General features: G+C 29.6%; 19 protein-coding genes. All 19 read right to left on the bottom strand.

Features of this window, described 5'->3' with window-relative positions; all coding sequences use genetic code 11:
* Nucleotides 1–22 precede the first annotated feature (22 nt).
* The 19 genes from MW871_RS08410 to MW871_RS08500 all read right to left on the bottom strand — a co-directional run bounded on the left by MW871_RS08410 (nt 23) and on the right by MW871_RS08500 (nt 18886).
* Nucleotides 23–1096, bottom strand: coding sequence for a glycosyltransferase family 4 protein (locus MW871_RS08410; RefSeq protein ID WP_248428231.1), 1074 nt, complete (start codon nt 1094–1096; stop codon nt 23–25).
* Nucleotides 1078–2478 carry a hypothetical protein gene (locus MW871_RS08415; RefSeq protein ID WP_248428232.1) on the bottom strand — a complete coding sequence of 467 codons (1401 nt, stop codon included), beginning with the start codon at nt 2476–2478 and terminating at the stop codon, nt 1078–1080. Before MW871_RS08415 ends, MW871_RS08410 begins: the two co-directional genes overlap by 19 nt.
* The gene (locus tag MW871_RS08420; protein ID WP_248428233.1) at nt 2478–3275 is read right to left on the bottom strand and encodes a hypothetical protein; all 798 of its coding nucleotides are present in this window, start codon (nt 3273–3275) and stop codon (nt 2478–2480) included. The genes MW871_RS08415 and MW871_RS08420 overlap by 1 nt, the downstream gene beginning before the upstream one ends.
* Nucleotides 3276–3530: 255 nt before the next feature.
* Nucleotides 3531–4037: a hypothetical protein gene (locus tag MW871_RS08425; RefSeq protein ID WP_248428234.1), complete on the bottom strand. Its 507-nt coding sequence runs from the start codon at nt 4035–4037 to the stop codon at nt 3531–3533.
* 40 nt (nt 4038–4077) lie between these two features.
* A complete protein-coding gene (locus MW871_RS08430) occupies nt 4078–4938 on the bottom strand; it encodes a polysaccharide deacetylase family protein (RefSeq protein ID WP_248428235.1) in 861 nt (286 codons plus the stop codon).
* An 83-nt stretch (nt 4939–5021) separates the two neighbouring features.
* Nucleotides 5022–6146 carry a UDP-N-acetylglucosamine 2-epimerase gene (neuC, locus tag MW871_RS08435; protein ID WP_248428236.1) on the bottom strand — a complete coding sequence of 375 codons (1125 nt, stop codon included), beginning with the start codon at nt 6144–6146 and terminating at the stop codon, nt 5022–5024.
* Between the two features lie 439 nt (nt 6147–6585).
* Complete coding sequence (locus MW871_RS08440) at nt 6586–6918, bottom strand: GIY-YIG nuclease family protein (RefSeq protein ID WP_248428237.1); 333 nt, start codon at nt 6916–6918, stop codon at nt 6586–6588.
* 457 nt (nt 6919–7375) lie between these two features.
* The gene (neuB, locus tag MW871_RS08445) at nt 7376–8416 is read right to left on the bottom strand and encodes an N-acetylneuraminate synthase (RefSeq protein ID WP_248428238.1); all 1041 of its coding nucleotides are present in this window, start codon (nt 8414–8416) and stop codon (nt 7376–7378) included.
* A gap of 15 nt (nt 8417–8431) precedes the next feature.
* The gene (locus MW871_RS08450; protein WP_188049582.1) at nt 8432–9100 is read right to left on the bottom strand and encodes an acylneuraminate cytidylyltransferase family protein; all 669 of its coding nucleotides are present in this window, start codon (nt 9098–9100) and stop codon (nt 8432–8434) included.
* 8 nt (nt 9101–9108) lie between these two features.
* Nucleotides 9109–10017, bottom strand: a complete 909-nt coding sequence (locus MW871_RS08455; RefSeq protein ID WP_248428239.1) for a glycosyltransferase family 2 protein — start codon at nt 10015–10017, stop codon at nt 9109–9111.
* A 5-nt stretch (nt 10018–10022) separates the two neighbouring features.
* Nucleotides 10023–11045 carry a glycosyltransferase gene (locus MW871_RS08460; protein ID WP_248428240.1) on the bottom strand — a complete coding sequence of 341 codons (1023 nt, stop codon included), beginning with the start codon at nt 11043–11045 and terminating at the stop codon, nt 10023–10025.
* A complete protein-coding gene (locus tag MW871_RS08465) occupies nt 11036–11929 on the bottom strand; it encodes a glycosyltransferase family 2 protein (RefSeq protein ID WP_248428241.1) in 894 nt (297 codons plus the stop codon). Before MW871_RS08465 ends, MW871_RS08460 begins: the two co-directional genes overlap by 10 nt.
* Nucleotides 11930–12748, bottom strand: a complete 819-nt coding sequence (locus MW871_RS08470; protein ID WP_248428242.1) for a class I SAM-dependent methyltransferase — start codon at nt 12746–12748, stop codon at nt 11930–11932. It lies immediately after the preceding gene.
* A gap of 19 nt (nt 12749–12767) precedes the next feature.
* Nucleotides 12768–13976, bottom strand: coding sequence for a glycosyltransferase family protein (locus MW871_RS08475; RefSeq protein ID WP_248428243.1), 1209 nt, complete (start codon nt 13974–13976; stop codon nt 12768–12770).
* Entirely contained in the window at nt 13973–14869 is an 897-nt protein-coding gene (locus MW871_RS08480; protein ID WP_248428244.1) for a glycosyltransferase family 2 protein, read from the bottom strand. The genes MW871_RS08475 and MW871_RS08480 overlap by 4 nt, the downstream gene beginning before the upstream one ends.
* The gene (locus MW871_RS08485; RefSeq protein WP_248428245.1) at nt 14870–15961 is read right to left on the bottom strand and encodes a glycoside hydrolase family 99-like domain-containing protein; all 1092 of its coding nucleotides are present in this window, start codon (nt 15959–15961) and stop codon (nt 14870–14872) included.
* Complete coding sequence (locus tag MW871_RS08490; RefSeq protein ID WP_248428246.1) at nt 15948–16847, bottom strand: glycosyltransferase family 2 protein; 900 nt, start codon at nt 16845–16847, stop codon at nt 15948–15950. The genes MW871_RS08485 and MW871_RS08490 overlap by 14 nt, the downstream gene beginning before the upstream one ends.
* On the bottom strand, nt 16840–17550 hold the full coding sequence (locus MW871_RS08495; protein ID WP_248428247.1) for a class I SAM-dependent methyltransferase: 711 nt from the start codon (nt 17548–17550) through the stop codon (nt 16840–16842). Before MW871_RS08495 ends, MW871_RS08490 begins: the two co-directional genes overlap by 8 nt.
* A gap of 19 nt (nt 17551–17569) precedes the next feature.
* Nucleotides 17570–18886, bottom strand: a complete 1317-nt coding sequence (locus tag MW871_RS08500) for an ABC transporter ATP-binding protein (RefSeq protein WP_248428248.1) — start codon at nt 18884–18886, stop codon at nt 17570–17572.
* Nucleotides 18887–19102: the final 216 nt, after the last annotated feature.

Here is a 19102-nt window from a genome sequence, read left to right on the forward strand (position 1 = left end):
CTTGTCGTAGTATTGAACTTTATTAAATGATTTTAAAATGATTGTCGACCATTCTATCTAATGAAAAAGCTTTCTCAATTAATGTTCTGGTATTTTGAGTAATTTTAAAATCGCCCAAATATACTTTTTTTATTACGTTTTCTAAGGAATCAATATCTTTTGCTTTGATAATAAAACCATTTACAGTATTGGTAATTACTTCCTCATTACCGCCTACATTTGTGGTAATGACCGGTACATTTGCTGCCAAACTTTCTATTATAGAAAGACTAAAGCATTCCATGTGAGTGGGTTGTAGCATGTAATCATACTGACAAAATATTTCTTTTAAATTGGGTTGACATCCCATAAATTGAAAATTATCAGTTAATTTTTTTTGTTTAATTAATTCAATCAATTTCTCTTTATAAGGTCCGTCACCAAAAATGGCTATTTTAATTTCATTTTTAATTTCATCAGGCAAAAGCATCACGGCTTGTACTAAATCCTGAATCCCTTTGGAAGCTCTTAAGTGAGAAGCAACCATAAAAGTAGGTTTGAACTTATTTCTCTCGGTTCTTACTTTGATATCATTTATTAAAACTCCATTATAAATAGGAATCGTTTTATTTTTTAAACTACTACCAAAGTCTTTTAAAATCTCATTCACGGTATAATTAGAAACACCTACAAATAAATCAATGTATTTAGAAAATAAAATCCCTTTTAGTCTTTTCTGGAGTCTTTTTTTGAAAGGATATCCATTAATAGGCCTTGGATTGTGATCTACAACAATAATTCTGGCTGTAGTTCTTTGTTTAATTTTATAAAAAAAAGGAGTACATAATTCTATAAAATGAGTAATTATAGACTCATAGTTAGAACTGTTTTGAGTGCAATGATTTAGAAAAAAAGATTCTATGCTTGTCGCTGTATTTTCAAAAATAGTAAGTTTTGCATAATCGCCATGACTGGATTGATTTGGAAAAAACCAATCGACCTGAATGTTATTCTGTTTACATTTTGCATCAAACTGCCAAAAAAAACAATCCATGCCGCCTACTCGCTCGGGCAAGAGTTCGTAATTACAAAGAACCGCTATTTTTCTTGACTCCATTTTCTTAAAATTGTTACAATTCGCTTAGATGTTCCTTCTAGCGGTTTTCCGATTTGCAGTTGAATTAATTCTTTTCTTTTTTCGGTATCCGTCTCTGGATTTTGGAGATATAAATTTATGGCATTTATTAATTGCTGTTCCGTCTTAACAATTTGACTGGCTTTGGAGTTAACAACGTATTCAATATGCGGATATTCTAAAAAACGTTGGTCATCATAAAGTCCATTTCCATTATTACCAAAAACGGGATTAATTACTGGTTTGTCAAATTGCATAAAATCCAGACTCATGGTAGACAACATATTAACATTTAAATCAGAATATTCTAAAATACTCCTTAAATCTATAACATCTTGTTTTGATGGAATTCGTTGTGACCATTCCTCTTGATGTCCTTTTCTAGATAAATGCCATTTGGGATAATTCCATTTTATGAAAGGATATTTGGCAACAAAGCTTTCAAAACGAATGGGATTTTCAGCAGGGGAAGTTCGAACTAAAAAATTGACATCTTGAATTTTATTTTTTTTAATAGCTTCGGCAATTACAGTTATATATAGTTCATCATTCTTACTCGTCGAAATATCACCACAGCTAAAACAAATAGTTTTTTTTAAAGCATTTAAATTAAATTGGGTATAAAAATTCTCTTTCGTAGCTTTATATCGTTCCAAAACATAAGGCTCAAATTGTGGTGTACCAACAACTTCAATATCCTCAGCATTAACTTTTTTATAAAAATGTAGTAATTCAGTCTTCATCAATTCACTCCAAACTAGGAAGTAATCAAAGTTAGCAGACATTCTCCCTTTCGAAGCCAGATTGTCCCAACTAAAAATAAAAGTAGCCGTTTTTATTTTTAATTGCTCTGCCTGATAAACCAATGGTGCAATAAATGGAGGCCGTTGATGGGTAAAAAACAACATATCAAATTGTTCTTTTTGTAAAATTGTTTTATACTCTTTTACAATTGCATTATTTTTAAAAGAGAATTGTTGCAATTTAGTATATCGCTGAATCCAATTTTCCGAATGAAATAGTGAAGTCCATTTAAAAATAAACCGAGAAGCATATCCTCTCGGAGTTTTTGTTTTTGACCTGTTTGCTTTTAAATTATCTGTAATTCCAAAATTACCTTTTTTATGCAGTTGCAAATGTGCTACTTCTTTAGCTTTCCTAAAAAACCAAGTTTGGAATTTTTCTTCAAAAACTTCTAATTCTATAACTCTTTTTTTTTGCAGAAAACCGTCATAAACAGATGCTGGCAAACAAGATAAAATAACTACCTCATCAAATTGCTGTTCCGCTTCAGATAGAAAATCACTTAGAATAAAATTTCTAAATCCTACTCCGTCTGTTATAACTATTGCTAGTTTTTTCATTACTTTAATTTTAAACAAATTCGCCTATACTGTTTTTTAATCATTTGTTCAATTGCAAATGTTTTCTTTTTGTAAAAAATAATTTTCGACTTTTGCTGTTTTCTATTAATTTCAAAATTTAAAGCTTTACCTAATAAATTATTTATTCTTTTGGTATGTTTTTTACTTAAACCATAACTTCTAGCATACCAAGTATGGCATAAAATTATTTCATCATTAAAAATCACGTTATTTGAAACCCCATCTTCTTCCATAACAGAATCTAAAAAAAGAAATTTCTTTCCTTTTCTTCTTAACCATAAATAGAAACAATAATAAGGTTCATAAAGACTTGAAATATCATATTCATAAAACAATTTTGCAACTTCATCATCAAATTCATTTTCAGTAAGGAACTGATTGCTAAGCATTTCTTTTTCATTCCAAATAACTTCAATTTCTTTGAAATTAAGTATTGAAAAAAACGTATTAATCAAATAGGGATTGTAATTCCGATGTGAAATAATCCCACCATCGCGAACCCCGCAAACTGTTATATCATTATTTTTCATTTTTTCAATAATAGAAAAAACAGCTTCTGAATTTTTAAAAACTACATCTTCGTCTGCCATCACTAACCATTCAATTCCTTTTCCTTTCAATTTATTGATCATAAACAGAATACTATGAATTCCATGCATGCCATTTCTTCCATCAATTACATATTTCTGAACGTTTTTAGGAAATAGTTGAACTGTTTTTTGATAAAGTTCAAAATTAGCAACAGTAGTTAAGATAGCAATAGGGGATTTATTCATTTTTTATTTGATTATTTTTTAAATAAGTTGAAGGTTCATTATTTTCTCCTTTATAAATAAAAATCATATTGTGGTAAAAATGCATTGAAACAATATGCTTGTCAAAATAATTTTTTTCATATCCATCTATCATAAATTCCTCATTGTTCAATGCATCAATTAATCTTTTGAAATAGAAATAGATGGTTGCATCTTAATTAAAATTTTCTGATGTTCCACCATATTCTTTCCAATAGGAAGTTTGTGTATCTTCAATTACATAAATACCGCCATTTTTAAGTTTCGGAAAAGATATTCGAACGTCTTTATTACGTGTTCGTTAATATGACCTACATTATCAATGATAATATCTAAATCTCCAATCTCTTCACAAATTGACATTAAAAATTTTTGATCGACCTGACTTCCTTGATAAATTTTTATTCTATGCTCTTCATGTGGTGATTTGCCATAAATATCAAGTGAATATATTTTACCTAAGCAAAAATAAGCCTTCCACATACGTAATGAATGGCCTCCATTCGTTGGAATATGGTAACCTCTAACTCCTATTTCCAATAATTTAATCTTTTTATATTTAAATGGACGGAAATGTTTTTGATAATGTTTTGTATAATAATGATATCCCCATTTATCAGTACCAAATATTTTTGCTAAGGTTGTCAAATTGTTCAAGACAAAAAAAGCTTTAATTTTATTGACTAAATTTTTTGTTTTGCGCTTGGTTTCGCTATCGAATTTACTTTTAATATTTTTTATCATCTTATGTTAAAATGTGACTGAGTATTTTAAATTTTAAATACTACCAAATTTTAAAATTATATTTTTTAATATAATTTCTTAATTCATTATGCTTAATATTAGGCATCAAAATTCTATAAATTTTTCTACTGGCTTTATTTTTACTACTTGAATAATAATTATTAGCTAATAAAACTGCTGACAAATTCAAATCATTCATAACCTCAATTGTATCTTGATTATAGGAACCATGAGGCAGAGCCAGATATTTTATATTCTGAGTTGTTAATTCGTTTAAGTTTTGTATCGATAATTGCAACTCTTTTTTTTGCTCTTCATAACTCAAAGTTCCTAAAGAGTAATGGTTATGTGTATGTATTCCTATTGAAATCAAAGGATGCTCTGATAAAAACTTCAACTCTGAATTTGTCAATGAACGAAATTCTTCTCTATGTATAAAAGAGATATTATTTATCTTTTCAAACGCTAAAAACCATTCCTCTTTGTCTTCATTTCGCAATGCATGAACAAAATCAGTAAGAATCTTATAGGAACGATTTGATTTTGAAATTGCGTTATTTTGATTCGGAACAAAAAATGATTCCTTGCAATTGGAATAATCAAAAACCAAACGGTCCCACCAAAACTCGTCTTTAGAGTCTATATTTAAAGTCGTTACAAAAATGGTTGCAGGTAGCTGATATTTCTCTAATAGCGGTAATGCATTTATAATATTATCCGCATAACCATCATCAAACGTAATTACAAGTCCAGTTTTTTTTAGAGAAGTCCACTCTTCCTCTAGTCTTAGAATTTGAAAATTATTTTTATAAAAAAGTAAATGCTTTTCAAAATTAGAAATATCAACTGACAATCCTGTTAATTTTTCTCCAACGGAATTATTAATTCTATGATACATCATTACTAAAACAGGTCTACCAAATAGAAGCCTACTTTTTACCTTTAAAGAAATATAGTAACAATTTTTAATTGTCTTTAAAAAACTCATTCTCTGTCTCTAAATTGTTTTTGGTGATTCAACTGCCAAATATTCTCTTTTTGAAGACACTCGAGAAATAATGCTGTACTATTTCCTTTTCCAAAACTGGCATCTGACCTTTTAATTTTATGAGTATCAATAACTGATAAAGCTTCTTTGATTGCTTGAAATCCATAATCAACATTAATAATATCGGCTTGAACTGCTCTATTTTGTTGACGAGTTCCAATATTAATAATTGGAATTCCATAATAAGGTGCTTCCCGAATTCCTGCGCTACTGTTACCTATTATAAACTGACTATTCTTTAATAGTGTCAAAAAATATTCAAACCGTAGTGATGGAAAAATCCGGAATCGGGAATTGTCTTTTAATTTTTTATATTCTTCTATTATAAATTGGCTTCCCAAATCATTATTTGGATAGATAACTACATAATTATGATTATCGGCTGCTAATGATTTTACAAAAGTTTCTGCAAACGATTGCATCTGATTTACCTCTGTCGTAACAGGATGAAACATTACGATAGCATAGTTTTCAAAACTAATATCATAGTATTTTTTCACAACCGATAAATCAGGCAAATTATCCGAAAACATAATATCAATATCGGGTGAACCAATGGTAAAAATGGAAGATTCTATTTCGCCCATTTGCTTCAATCGTTTAGCGGCCTCATTATTAGATACAAAATGTATGTGGCTCAATTTACTCACACTATGACGAATCAATTCATCCACCGTACCTGATAATTCTCCTCCTTCTATATGAGCTACCAAAATATTATTTAAAGAACCTACAATTGCACCTGCTAAAGTTTCTAGTCTATCGCCGTGAACAACAATCAAATCAGGTTTGACTTGTTTACAGTAAGCCGACAACCCTTCGATGGTTTTTGCCAAAGTTAAATCCATCGTAGTCTCATGAGTATGATTTTCGAAAGTATGAATGTTTTTAAAATTACAGCGCTCAATTTCAATGAGGGTATATCCATATTGCTCCTGCAAATGCATTCCTGTAACAAAAACAAAAACTTCAAAATCTTGATCCCTATCAAGAGTTGAAATCAATGATTTTATTTTGCCAAAATCAGCTCGTGTTCCTGTTAGGAAGAGTATTTTTTTCATTCTAAAACTTTCAATTTTAATTTGGACTAAGGCATTTGCTAAGATGATCTCGACTGCGCTCGATTTGACAAATCTTCTATATTACTGTCACGTCGAGCGCAGTCGAGGCGCTTTTTTATTTAATACTTATTAAGATCAATCTCGACTGCGCTCGATTTGACAAGCGTAATGTTCTGCTGTCACGTCGAGCGCAGTCGAGACGCTTTTTTATTCTTATTAAGATCAATCTCGACTGCGCTCAATTTGACAATTTTATTTCCTTGCGCTCGATTATTGGACACTTGTTTTATTCTGCTGTCACGTCGAGCGCAGTCGAGGCGCTTTTTTTTCTTATTAAGCTCAATCTCGAATGCGCTCGATTTGACAATTTTATTTCGTTGCGCTCGATTGGATACTTGTTTTATTCTGCTGTCACGTCTACCGCATTCAAGACGATTTTTTATTCTATAATCTCATCATTTTTAGCATTATATTTATAATGAGTTGCATTTCTACACTCCGATAAGCTTTGTAATTTATTAAAATTTTCGTCTATTAAAGCTTGTTTTTTGACTCTACTCCACTTTTTAATCTTTTTCTCAAAATCAATTGCTTGATTTGGATCTGTAAAATCTTGATAAAACACTAACGTTACTGGTCGTCTAGAATGTGTATAAGATTCAGGATATTTCCCATCATTATGTTCCATTACTCGTCTTTCTACATCAGATGTTATTCCAACATACAATGATTTGTCAATACAAGAAAGGATATATACATAATAGAATTTCATTATTTATATCTTAAAATTAATTTAGGAGAGAGTAATCTCGACTGAGCTCGATTTGACACTTGGTTTATTCTATTGTCACGTCGAGCGCAGTCGAGACGTTTTTTTATTCTTATTAAACTCAATCTCGACTGCGTTTAATTGGAAACTTGTTTTATTCTGCTGTCATGTCGAGCGAAGTCGAGGCGCTTTTTTATTCTTATTGTGCTCAATCTCGACTGCGATCGATTGGACAATGTTATTTGGTTGTGCTCAATTGGACAAACCTTTCTATATTACTGTCACGTCGAGCGCAGTCGAGACGCCTTTTTATTCTTATTAAGCTCAATCACGACTGCGCTCGATTTGACAATGTTATTTGGTTCCGCTCGATTGGACAATTGTTTTATTCTGCTGACACGTCGAGCGTAGTCGAGACGCTTTTTTATTTAAAAACTTTATTCCTAAAATGAATGGAATTTCATTCTATATCATCCCAAGCTAATTGTTCATCATTTTTAATATCTCTAGTAGCAATTTTACCAAGAATATCACTAAAATTTTCCGCTAGTATTTTTCCTGTTCCTGGACGTTTTACCCAAATATTTTCTTTAGAAAACACTTCCCCTTTTTTAATATTTGTTATAGAACAAACCGTTGCAAAAGCAAAATCAATTGTGACTTGCTCTTCGTCTGCTGGTTTTTTAGTTCCACCACGCATCAAAGCTATTTCTGCAGATGAAACAATTAATTCTTGACAGGCTTTTTCATCCATACTACAAACTATATCTGGACCTGTGCGCTGCATGTGATCTGTAAAATGACGTTCTAAAATACTCGCTCCCAAAGCTACTGCTCCTAAACAAGCATTATTATTCAACGTGTGATCTGACAATCCGAAGACTTTGTCTGGAAAAGCTTCATGCAATTCGACCATTGCACCAAAACGCACCAAATGAATTGGTGTTGGATATAAATTGGTGGTGTGTAACAAAGCTACTGGAACATTGTGTTTGTCAAATATAGCTACTGCTTTCTGAACACTTTCTATAGTATTCATTCCTGTACTCAAAATAATAGGTTTACCAAACAAAGCAATGTGTTCTAATAAAGGATAATTATTACACTCACCTGAACCAATTTTGTAGGCTGTAATATCAAATTTTTTCAATCTTTCGGCTGCTGCACGAGAAAAAGGAGTTGATATAAAAATCATTCCTTTATTTTCAACATAATTTTTTAATTCTAATTCGTCCGCTTCATTGAGTGAACAACGTTCCATTATTTCATAAATAGAAACATCCGCATTGCCTGGAATCACTTTTTTAGCAGCTCCACTCATTTCATCTTCTACAATATGAGTTTGATGTTTTACCACTTCAGCACCTGCTCTTTTTGCAGCGTCAACCATTTCTTTGGCTGTTTGCAAAGAACCTTCATGATTGATTCCGATTTCGGCAATAACTAAAGGTGGGAAATCTTGCCCTATTTTTCTCCCAGCAATTTCTATAAATGGATTCATAAATTAGATTCCTAATTAGGATTTTATATGTTTGTGGTATAAATATTTAGCATAGTCAAAGTCTTCTTGTGTGTCGATATCAACGTTGGCAAAAATATGATCTATTTCGAAAGGATAAGCATCTTCAGATATAATTATATCTTCAAGAATTAAAGCCGCTTTTGTAATGTATAGTAATCCATTTTCAAAATACAGAGGATCGATATCCTGACTTCTTTGACCAATTTTATAATTTTCAGGAATAAACCTTTGATCTATTATTTTTCCGAATTTTTTATGATTTCTTGAAACCGTAAACAAACTGTTACACTTTTTTTTTTGATATATTTCAAAAGTTTCTTTCAATAAATTTTCTGGACGAATAGGATTGGTAGCTTGAAGTAAAATAACATTTTCAACCTCTAAATCAATAGATTGCAACACATGCTTTAATGCAGAGACTGTGGGTTCAAAATCACCAGAAATCTGCTCGGGTCTGTCAACTACTTTTGCTCCATATTCTAAAGCAATTTTTTTAATTTCGGCATCATCTGTCGAAACATACACTTCATCAATAAGTTCACTATTGGCTTGTGCAAATAATATACTAAAGGATAGTAATGGGACTTCATCAAGCAATTTAATATTTTTCTGAGGCAATCGCTTAGAACCGCCTCTAGCAGGAATTATGGCAATGGTTTTCATATAACAGTTTATTTATCCTCTGGTTTCCAATACAATTTAGTTTCTTCTAGTTTCTGATATTCCTTATATTGCTTCATTGAGAGCCTATTTGAATTTTTAATAATCTTTGGAATAGCCAACAAAACATCTAACATAGCTAACAAAACTGCTTTTAATGCTTTCAAATCACCTTTTAACACTTTCGTTTTTAGTTGAATCCAAAGTGTATAAAATAATTTTCGAGGAATAACTGGAATTGGATAAAATAAAAAATAAAGATACCAACCCGAACGTAAGGAACGTTGCAAACGCAAACTATAATCGGTGTCTTTTTTTCTAGCTTTAATATTTACTCTATGATTTACTAAAACCTCGGGTAAATAATGAATTTCCCATTTGCTTTTAAATAAGTGATACGATGCAAAATCTTCTTCTCCATAAAACATAAACCAAGCTGGGTAATTTGGAACCTCTCGCCAAGCAGCCATTCGCCATACATTTGCACCTCCTGCAAAACTTTTCATTCGGTATGAAACCTCATTACAATCTGTGCTTTCTGGTGCTTCTAAATCCCAAAAAATTCTAAAACTCAACAATCCTATTTGGGGATTAGCATCAAAAGCTTTTTGAATAATAGCTAAAGGATTTTCTGTAACAAAATGCAAATCATCATCTATTGAAATAGCAAATTCAGCCTTTGTTAAGCTCATGAGTCTATTGCGACTGTATATTAACCCTTCACTTTTTTTATTTTGAATTAATTGGATCTCTGGATAATTGGATTGTAAAAATAACACTGTATCATCTGTAGAGCCATCATCGCAAATAATACATTCGACCGCTTCTCTAATTAATAAATGTTGGATTTTAACTAATGTAAATGCTAAATCATCTTTACGGTTTTTGGTGGTGATAAGTATAGAAAAAGTAGGCTTCATATATTTTAATAGTTCTGTGCGATATCTTTTGGCAATCTTTTATTAATATAGAAGTGACGAAGAAAAAAATTATTTTTTAATAATTTATTGAATAATTTATTTTTAATAAAATACATTATTTTATTACTTTTTAAAATAGACCCAGAATATAAAGGAATTATTCTTTTACTTTCATCTTCTAAATCATCTAATACTTTTTGCATCCACTCTTCATAAACGTTCCCCATATGATAGGCATAATTATTCTCCGTTGTTAAACGCCAACCTCCTTTTTTAGTAACTGGAACATCAAACAGCAATCGATCAAACTTTGAACTTATATATTCATCTATCTTTATTTTTAAATTTTGTTCCAAAACTTCATTCTTGTAGGTTGCCACAAAATGCCCAGAACCAATTACTGCCTTACAATTTGAACTTTCTGAAATCGTTAATTGATAACGTAAATATTCTTTATTATAGTCATTATCCCAACCAATGCTTTTATAAAAATGTTTTATTCCTTCTGGGTTAATAACCTTTGTGAATTTTAATTTATTTGAAAAAAAATTATCAAATAATACATTCGCACATAAATACGAAAATGATTTTAATTGAGGGACTATTCCAACAACTCCAGCTTTAGGAAACGTATTAAAAACTTTCATTGTTTCATTTTGCCATCCATTCAAAAAAAGAACATCGGCATCAGCTATAGTTACATACATAAAATAATGTCCTTTCAACCCTTTTAATACTGCATTATTTTTACCAATATTTGTGGTATGAATGAGTTCCTTTATAAATCCATTTTTATAAACTCCATTGAGATAATTCACTACTTCCTCACAACTCCCATTATTAACAATAGTAATAAAGGTTTTGGAATGAACCGTTTTAAACAAAGAATCCAAGCAAATCTGTAAAATTTTAAAACAGTCGCTGAAATAGCCTTCGTTATTTGGAATGTAGACTGGAATAATAACTTGATGTAAATAATCCGTAGCTTCTTGTTTATCGTTTTTACGAGGGTTATTTCCTATTCGCATTTGTAAAATATACTTTTTATAATTCTATTTAAAAATTTAAAATAGGCTATAAATTTGCCGTTTTTAAAATAGGTAGCAGAAATTTTATAAAATAATTTAATATTACTTCTATTATTTAAATAGCGTTTTGAAATTCTTTCTAGTAGAAAGTCAATTTCGTAATAAGTAAAGTATTTTTTTTTATTTAACAATAAGTAATTATAAAATAAATATGAACTTTTCTCTTTCTGTTGTTCAAAATTTGAACTTCCTGAGATACTGAGTTCGGAAATTCTTACCTTAACATAAGAATTATTAATGGAATAAATATCATTGAAATTAGAAAATTCTAACACTGCTAAAACATCGGACCACCAAGCTAAGGGAAAATTTTTAAATCCAATTTTATTTACTGTTGAGGTTTTAAAAACATACTCGCTTAATGAACTTCGCATAGTATTGAAAAGGATGTTTTTTGAAGATTCAATTTCAATGTTTTGAATTTTATTAGAAATTGGATTAGTTTTGCTATCTATTTTAATAACTGAAAACCTCACAACGTCATATAGTTCTTCAAAAAAAAGTCTTTTATTATAAAATGTTTCTACAAAATTTTCACTTAAAACATCATCATCTCCTAATAGCATTAACCATTTTTCATTTTTATTTAATTTTATACAACGTTCCCATTGCTTTGTTAATGATGACCTTCCAAAATTATTATCAAATTTTTGATAAATAAAATCTATTTTATTTTCATATTTTTTTAATAATTCTGAAGGATTTTCTGGACTAAAATCATCTCCAATATAAACTTTAAAATTCCTATTCGTTTGATTTGACAATGATTTTAAAGTTTCATCAAAAAAAGTAATTTTATAGTATGGAATTATGATTGCTAGCATTTATTTTAATATTCTTTTTATAAAAACAAATGGTGAAAGCAAAAATTTACCTAATCTAAATGTGTTGCTATCAGTAAATTCTTTTTTTATTTCATTTACTATATGTTTTGCTACCTCAGTTCCATCAAAAATTGTAGTGTTTTGTTTAGAAAACTCAGCATTTGACGCAATTATAATTAAAAAAGTCAAATCATTTTCAATACTTACTATTTCAGTATAATCTCCTTTAAAAAATTTAATTTTTTTAATGTACTCGTTTTCAGAAATAAGAGAAGAACCGTTTATATGTGCTTGGTTAAGTAGTTGTGCAAATTTAAAATATTTAGATATTAAATCTAAAAACTCATTTTTATACAATTCTTTAACATGAAATGAATTTTTAAAATTTCTTACATCACTATAGTAGTGTTTATCTGGCGTGGATATAATTAAAATTCCATTTGGCTTAAGTACTCTTTGAATCTCTAGCATCATTTGCTCATGTTCGTCATGGTGTTCTAATGTTTCATAACTTATAACAACATCAATACTATTTGATTGGACAGGAATATTACTAGTACTACCACTTAAATATTTTAAATTGTTTTTTATATACTTTTTGCAAGCTTTATTTATGGTTTCTGCATCAATATCTACTCCAAAAACATATTTAGCTTCGTTACTCATGAGGTTACTTCCATAACCTTCTCCACAAGCAATATCTAGTATTGTTTTATCTTTGATATACTCTAAAGCAACAGCATATCTATGCAAGTGTTCGGTGGTGTCTCTAGAAAATATATTTGTCTCTAAGCGTTCTCCAGTCCATTTTTTTTTCATCGGTAAAATATTTAGTATTTTAAAGATTATTAATAATTTTACCTAAAGATGTTTTAAAGTTTTCATCTGAAAAATAATCTCCAAAAGGGGTAACTTTTTCATTCGAAATCATTCTATCATCAATTAACCCTTTTAATTTTTGTTTTATCTCTTGTACATTATTCATATCGGCAATAAACCTTTCATCAGTAATAATTCCCCTCAATTCACTTTTTTCAGGAGACACACATAAAACAGGTTTACCATAAGCTGCCAAAAAAGGAGCTTTACCCACTAAAATATTACAATACAAAGGCCCATTTTCGAGAATAATAATAATATCACTTTCGTGAATTTGCTCATTTGATGAGTTAGAAAAATTTAAACAATCCAAAATTTGAATATTTTCGATTGAACTAAATTGTTGTTTTAATTGCTTTATTCCTTCTCCTTTTACTCTTAATATAAATTCTGTATTTTCTTTATAACTAACATTTTCTTGTACTAATTCTTGATAAGCTATTAATAAATTTTCTAGATTTCTGCCGAACATTATTGCTCCATGATACGAAATGCTAATCTTTTTATTTTTAGCTAACATTTGACTTTTATCAGATAAATCAAATACTGTCTCATCAAACTGGTGTGGCAAAGTATAAAACTTCTTTTTTGATGCATATAAATGTTCTAAATCATGAGACATCCATTGTGCGGAACTCGAACAGGTTTTAGCTTGAGCAACGATTTCCATCATTCTTTTTAATCTAAACAACTCTAAATTTGAAAGATCCGTTTTAGATCCCACATACCAAGATAGTGGATATGGATCGTGAAAATTAACTATTGCTTTTTTTAGAATTGGTAAATTATGAGTAGCCAAAATAATTTCATGATCTATACCTGCACTTCTAATAAAAATATGATCGTAAGCTTTATAATGTATTGTTTCTATAAATTTTGCATATTGTTTATGAATATTACGTTCTTTTAAAGATACATGAAATAAACGCCAATAAAAACGGTTCCAAAAAATAGTCCAAAAGGGAACTTTAATATTAATAATTTTTTTTTCAATTGTATTTACGGGTAAGAGATTCAATTGATCCTCTGTATCAGTATGAACAATATAAACAACATCAATTGTGGCCTCTGGATAAGCTTTCCGCAATTTAGCCAAAAATGACCTCGAAATTATACCTTGACTTGTCCCCGAAACACGCAAATCTTGTTCAACAATTAAAAACTTCATCTAATACTTTTTTTTATCTTTAAACTTAAAGTGAAAAATCTTTTGAACTGTAAGAACTTAAGATACAATGAAAAAAGTTGTAACCAGTGCTTAAGATTTTTCTTATTATCTAATAATGTTTTTTCAATACTATTAAAAATTTCTTGAACTAATTGTTTAGATAATTTAACATCCTGATTCTTTAACAAGAAATAATAAAACTGAAACGTAGAAACGTTTTTGATTACACTATCATCCGTTCTGCTTGTAATATTTATTCCACTTAATCTAAAATAAACTATTGCTTCATTAATAGTGAAAATTTCTTTCAATCTCGAGAATTCTAAAACTGCTAATAAATCACTATACCAAGCCAAAGGAAAATCTTTAAATTGTACCTTCTCTACAACTTCCTTTTTAAAAACATACTCGCTCAAAGAACTGCGAGTTCCTCCTTTAAACTTTCTAATCAAAAAATCACCTGCTATTTCTATTTTAGGATGTTGATGAATTTTGGATATTGTTTTACCGTTTTTATCAATAACCTGCGTTGCAAAGCGTACTACAGTACTATCCAAATCTTCTATTTCTTTTAAATTTGAATAAAAAGCTTCGACACAATTATTTTCAAGCACATCATCATCCCCCAAAATTATAATCCAATCTTCATTACTAGAAAGGGCAATACATCGATTCCATTGCTGAACTAAAGATATTCCTCCTAGATTTTCCTCAAATTTTTGATAAACAAAATTAAATTGATCCTGATATTTATCTAGTAATTCTTTTGGATTATCAAGACTCGCATCGTCTCCGATATAAACTTTGAATTGTTTATTGGTTTGATTAGCTAAGGATTCTAAGGTTGCTCCAAAAAAATTTATTTTATAATAGGGAATTACTATTGCTAGCATTTATTTTAATATTTCTTTGGTTACATTAAGATAAGCTGAACCCCATTTTTTACAAGGCTCTAAATGATTACCTTCTGCCCATTCATTCCACGCATTTATAAAAATAAATTTTTCTGGAACATTATTCCATGGATAATTATCTTTAATATTTTTTAGCCATTCCCCATACATACCTGGAGTAGAATCATGAAGAATAAATGGATTTACTTTTCTCCTCGATGAGTTATCCCACATAGGAGTTATTCCTGGGTAAACGTTCTCTTTAAAACCCAATTCAATTTGCGTATTTGCATAATGGCTATAATCATTAAAATAACTAAATGATTCAACTGATAGTTTTAGTTTTTTTCTAATCCTGCGCTTTACTCGTTTTAACAAACTCGCTCCGTAAACGATGTTCTTAGACCGAGCATCAAAATCTGGTTGAAATTGAAAACCAAAATCAAAACCTTTTTCTTCTGGATAAAAGGAATTTGCTTTATTCTGTGCAAAACCAATATATAAATCTGGAAAACCAGCTTCTTTAACTGCTTGTCTCCATATTGAAATTGTTTTTTGAATATTTGGAAAAAATTTAGATTTATACACAATAAAAACTGGTTTTCCTTCAACCTTAATATATCGTTCCTCTTTAAAGTAAGTAATCAAATGGTTTATGTGAGCTATATCATCCTCAAAACTATATTCTTGACGTAATAGTATTTGATTGTCTTCACCATCCCATCTTCTAGTCCAGTTTTCATTAGCCCAACACATCATGAAAGGTAAATCCTCTTTTGGATTTTGCATTTTTCTATCTAAAGGTTCGTGTAGCACACGTTTACCATTAAACCAATAGTGGTAATAGCAAAAACCATGAATTCCATATTCTTTTGCCATTGCTTCCTGAGCCAAACGCGTCTCTTCTAATCTCAAATCATAAAAACCTAAATCTGCGGGGAAATGTGGTTGATAATGTCCTTCAAATCTAGGCTGGGCTTTAGTTACATTCGTCCATTCTGTAAAGCCTTTTCCCCACCATTCATCATTTTCTGGAATGGGATGGAATTGAGGTAGGTAGATAGCGATGGGTTTTATTTTATTTTGAGACATTTCTTGAATTAAATATTTTTCTTTTTATTATTAAAAAAACTGGAGGCAAAAACAACTTAAAAAAAGATTTAAAATCACTTAATTTTAAAAATGAAATATTGCCAGATACATTTTCTTGATTTATACTTTTAACATTAAAAATAGATTGATACAATAAGTCACTATTCCATTTATCTTTTAATTTTTTATTATTAGTATTCATTACATCATTTTTTCGCATCATACTGTTCTCATGAAGTCTAACTAAAACTTTTGATTTTGGAAAATATCCAATATGATGAAAACTTATGTTGTTAATAGCGCAACGTAAATTAAAATCCCAATCTTCGAGAGAATTAAGTTGTTCATCAAAATTGCCTATTTTGTGAAAAATACTTTTTTTATATAAAGGGGCACATATTACAAATGGGTTTTTAATGTCAAAAAGTTTTTTTAAATCTATTGTGTCATCATAATTAATTATGGTTTCAGGTATAAAATTGTTTCGTCCAATAATTCTTAAATTAGAAATACCTTCATTATCTTCAAAATATCTGTAACCCGAAATTAGAACATCAATATTTTTATAAAAAAATTGAGATTGGCACTGTAACTTATTACATTCTAAAATATCATCACTGTCCAAAAACTGAATAAAATTACCATTTGCAATACCTAAACCTACATTCCTGGCACTACTTAATCCCCCATTTTCTTTATAAACATATTTAAATCGAGAATCTTTCTTTAGCCATTCTTTAGCAACTATTTCTGTATTATCTGGACTACCATCATTCACAATAATACATTCCCAATCCTGATATGTTTGATCCAATACCGATTGTAAAGCCTCGTTCAAATATTGGGCTTGATTGTAACAAGGGACTATGATGGAGATTTTAGTCATTTTTTTTAAATAACCATAATTGATAAATTTCAATTTCAGCAGCATTTAAAACTGGTGATATCGAAAATCTTTCTAATTCTATTTTGACAAAAGAATTTTGAGTAACTAATTCCTCAAGCTCTTTTTCAAGAATCCAATCTTCGATAGGTTGATCAGGGTTCATATAAAAATTCCATTCTTCTTGAGCTTCTTTCCTTGGAGTTGTAAGAATTAAAAAACCGTTAACATTTAATAATTTATTTATATCTTTTATAAAAGCACCTTTATTTTCATCTGAAATATGTTCAATAACCTCCGATGAAACGATAAGATCATATCTTTTATATTTTTTATCATTTAATAAATCTGTTGTTGTACCACAAAAAAAATTAAGATTAGGAAACATTTTTTTAGCATAATTTACTACACACTCTATTGGCTCAATACCTAAAACATTCCCATGCTCAGAAAGTAAATTAGTTAACCAACCTCTACCACTTCCCAAATCTAAAATATCAATAGAATTATTCTCAAAATTATTTTTGACATTTATCAAAAATTTATTGATTATATTCCATCTCAAAATTTCTTCCTCATTAGGATCAGGTTTATTCCAATTCGGATTATCAATAAACAATTTTTTATAATAAATATCCTCTTCTGAATATTTATTATAAAATTTGCTTTTAAGCAAAACAAACACTTTTTTTATTCTATCAATCATACTTCAACTATTTTAAAATCTAAATTTCATAATGCCATTTTACATTTTCGTGAAACACTTTATTAATCCTAAAATCTAAGTTATTAATAACTTCACAATCATATGATTCTGAAACAATAAATCTAATAGCTTCTTGATGATTTTCAATATCTGTAATTGAATCACCTAGATACAAATCAATACTATAATTTCCTGGAAAAAGTTTAATTTTATCAATAACTATAGAAATCTTGCCTCTATAAATATCTTTATTATGAACCTTTTCTTTAAGATAGTGTTTATTATTAATGCCAATTAACGGAACGTTGTTAACATCTTTAATAACGATTCCAAAAACAAGGTTTTTTATTAGAACACTTGATTCAAAATAAAGTTCAATTTTAAACTCAGTATTATATTTAAGAATGTTATTTTTAGTATTCAAAACTGCTTTTCGAATAACTTTTTTTCCGACAAATGTATCTATCAAGTCTGCATCATTATCATGTTGGTACAAATCTAATGCTTCTTCAATCCCTCCCTCAAAAACTACTTTCCCATGCTCCAAAACAATCCCTCGCGTACACAAATTCTTCACCGCCGCCATATTATGACTCACAAACAAAACAGTCCTTCCGCCCTCTCTAGAAATATCCTGCATTTTACCGATAGCCTTTTTTTGAAATTCAGCATCACCCACGGCGAGAACTTCATCAATAACCAAAATTTCGGGTTCTAAAAAAGCGGCTACCGCAAAAGCCAAACGAACGGTCATTCCAGAACTGTATCTTTTTACAGGTGTATCAATATAGCGTTCACAACCAGAGAAATCGATAATCTCCTCTAGCTTTGAGGCAATTTCTTTTTTGGTCATTCCTAAAATAGCGCCATTGAGAAATATATTTTCTCTACCAGTCATTTCACCATTAAAACCAGTTCCTACTTCTAACAAGGAAGCAATTCTTCCTCTTGATTTTATACTTCCAGTGGTAGGCGCTGTAACCTTAGATAATATTTTGAGCAAAGTAGATTTACCTGCTCCGTTCTTACCAATTATCCCAAGGACTTCTCCTCGTTTAACTTCAAAATTGATGTCCTGTAACGCCCAAACATAATCACTATTTCCTTTTGTAGAACGGTCATTGACATCGCCAATTTTTAGATAGGGGTTTTCCTTACCTCTTATTTGGTGCCACCAACGATTTAAATCATGACTCAGCGTACCTGTACCGACTTGGCCTAAGCGGTATTGTTTGGAAATATTTTCAGCTTTAAGAATAACATCTCCATTCTTCTCATCAACATCAAAAGAAGTGGAATGAATGTTTAATTCCTTATTTCGTAATTCTTTGTCCATTATTTACTTTGAGTTATTTCTTCTTCTTGTTGACTGTTTATTATAAGTGCAGTTTTTAGATGGTCACTTTTATAAACAATTAAAAATTAACTATTTTAACACTTTTATTAAATCAATTTTTAAATTTTATAAACACAAATAGGCGACTATTTTACACGGCTTCGCATACTCAGTCACAGGAATGAAAGAGATAAATTACACTTTATTTTACTTAGG

Origin of the sequence: Flavobacterium pygoscelis (genome assembly GCF_023162025.1) — a bacterium.
In the GTDB taxonomy this organism is placed as follows: domain Bacteria; phylum Bacteroidota; class Bacteroidia; order Flavobacteriales; family Flavobacteriaceae; genus Flavobacterium; species Flavobacterium pygoscelis.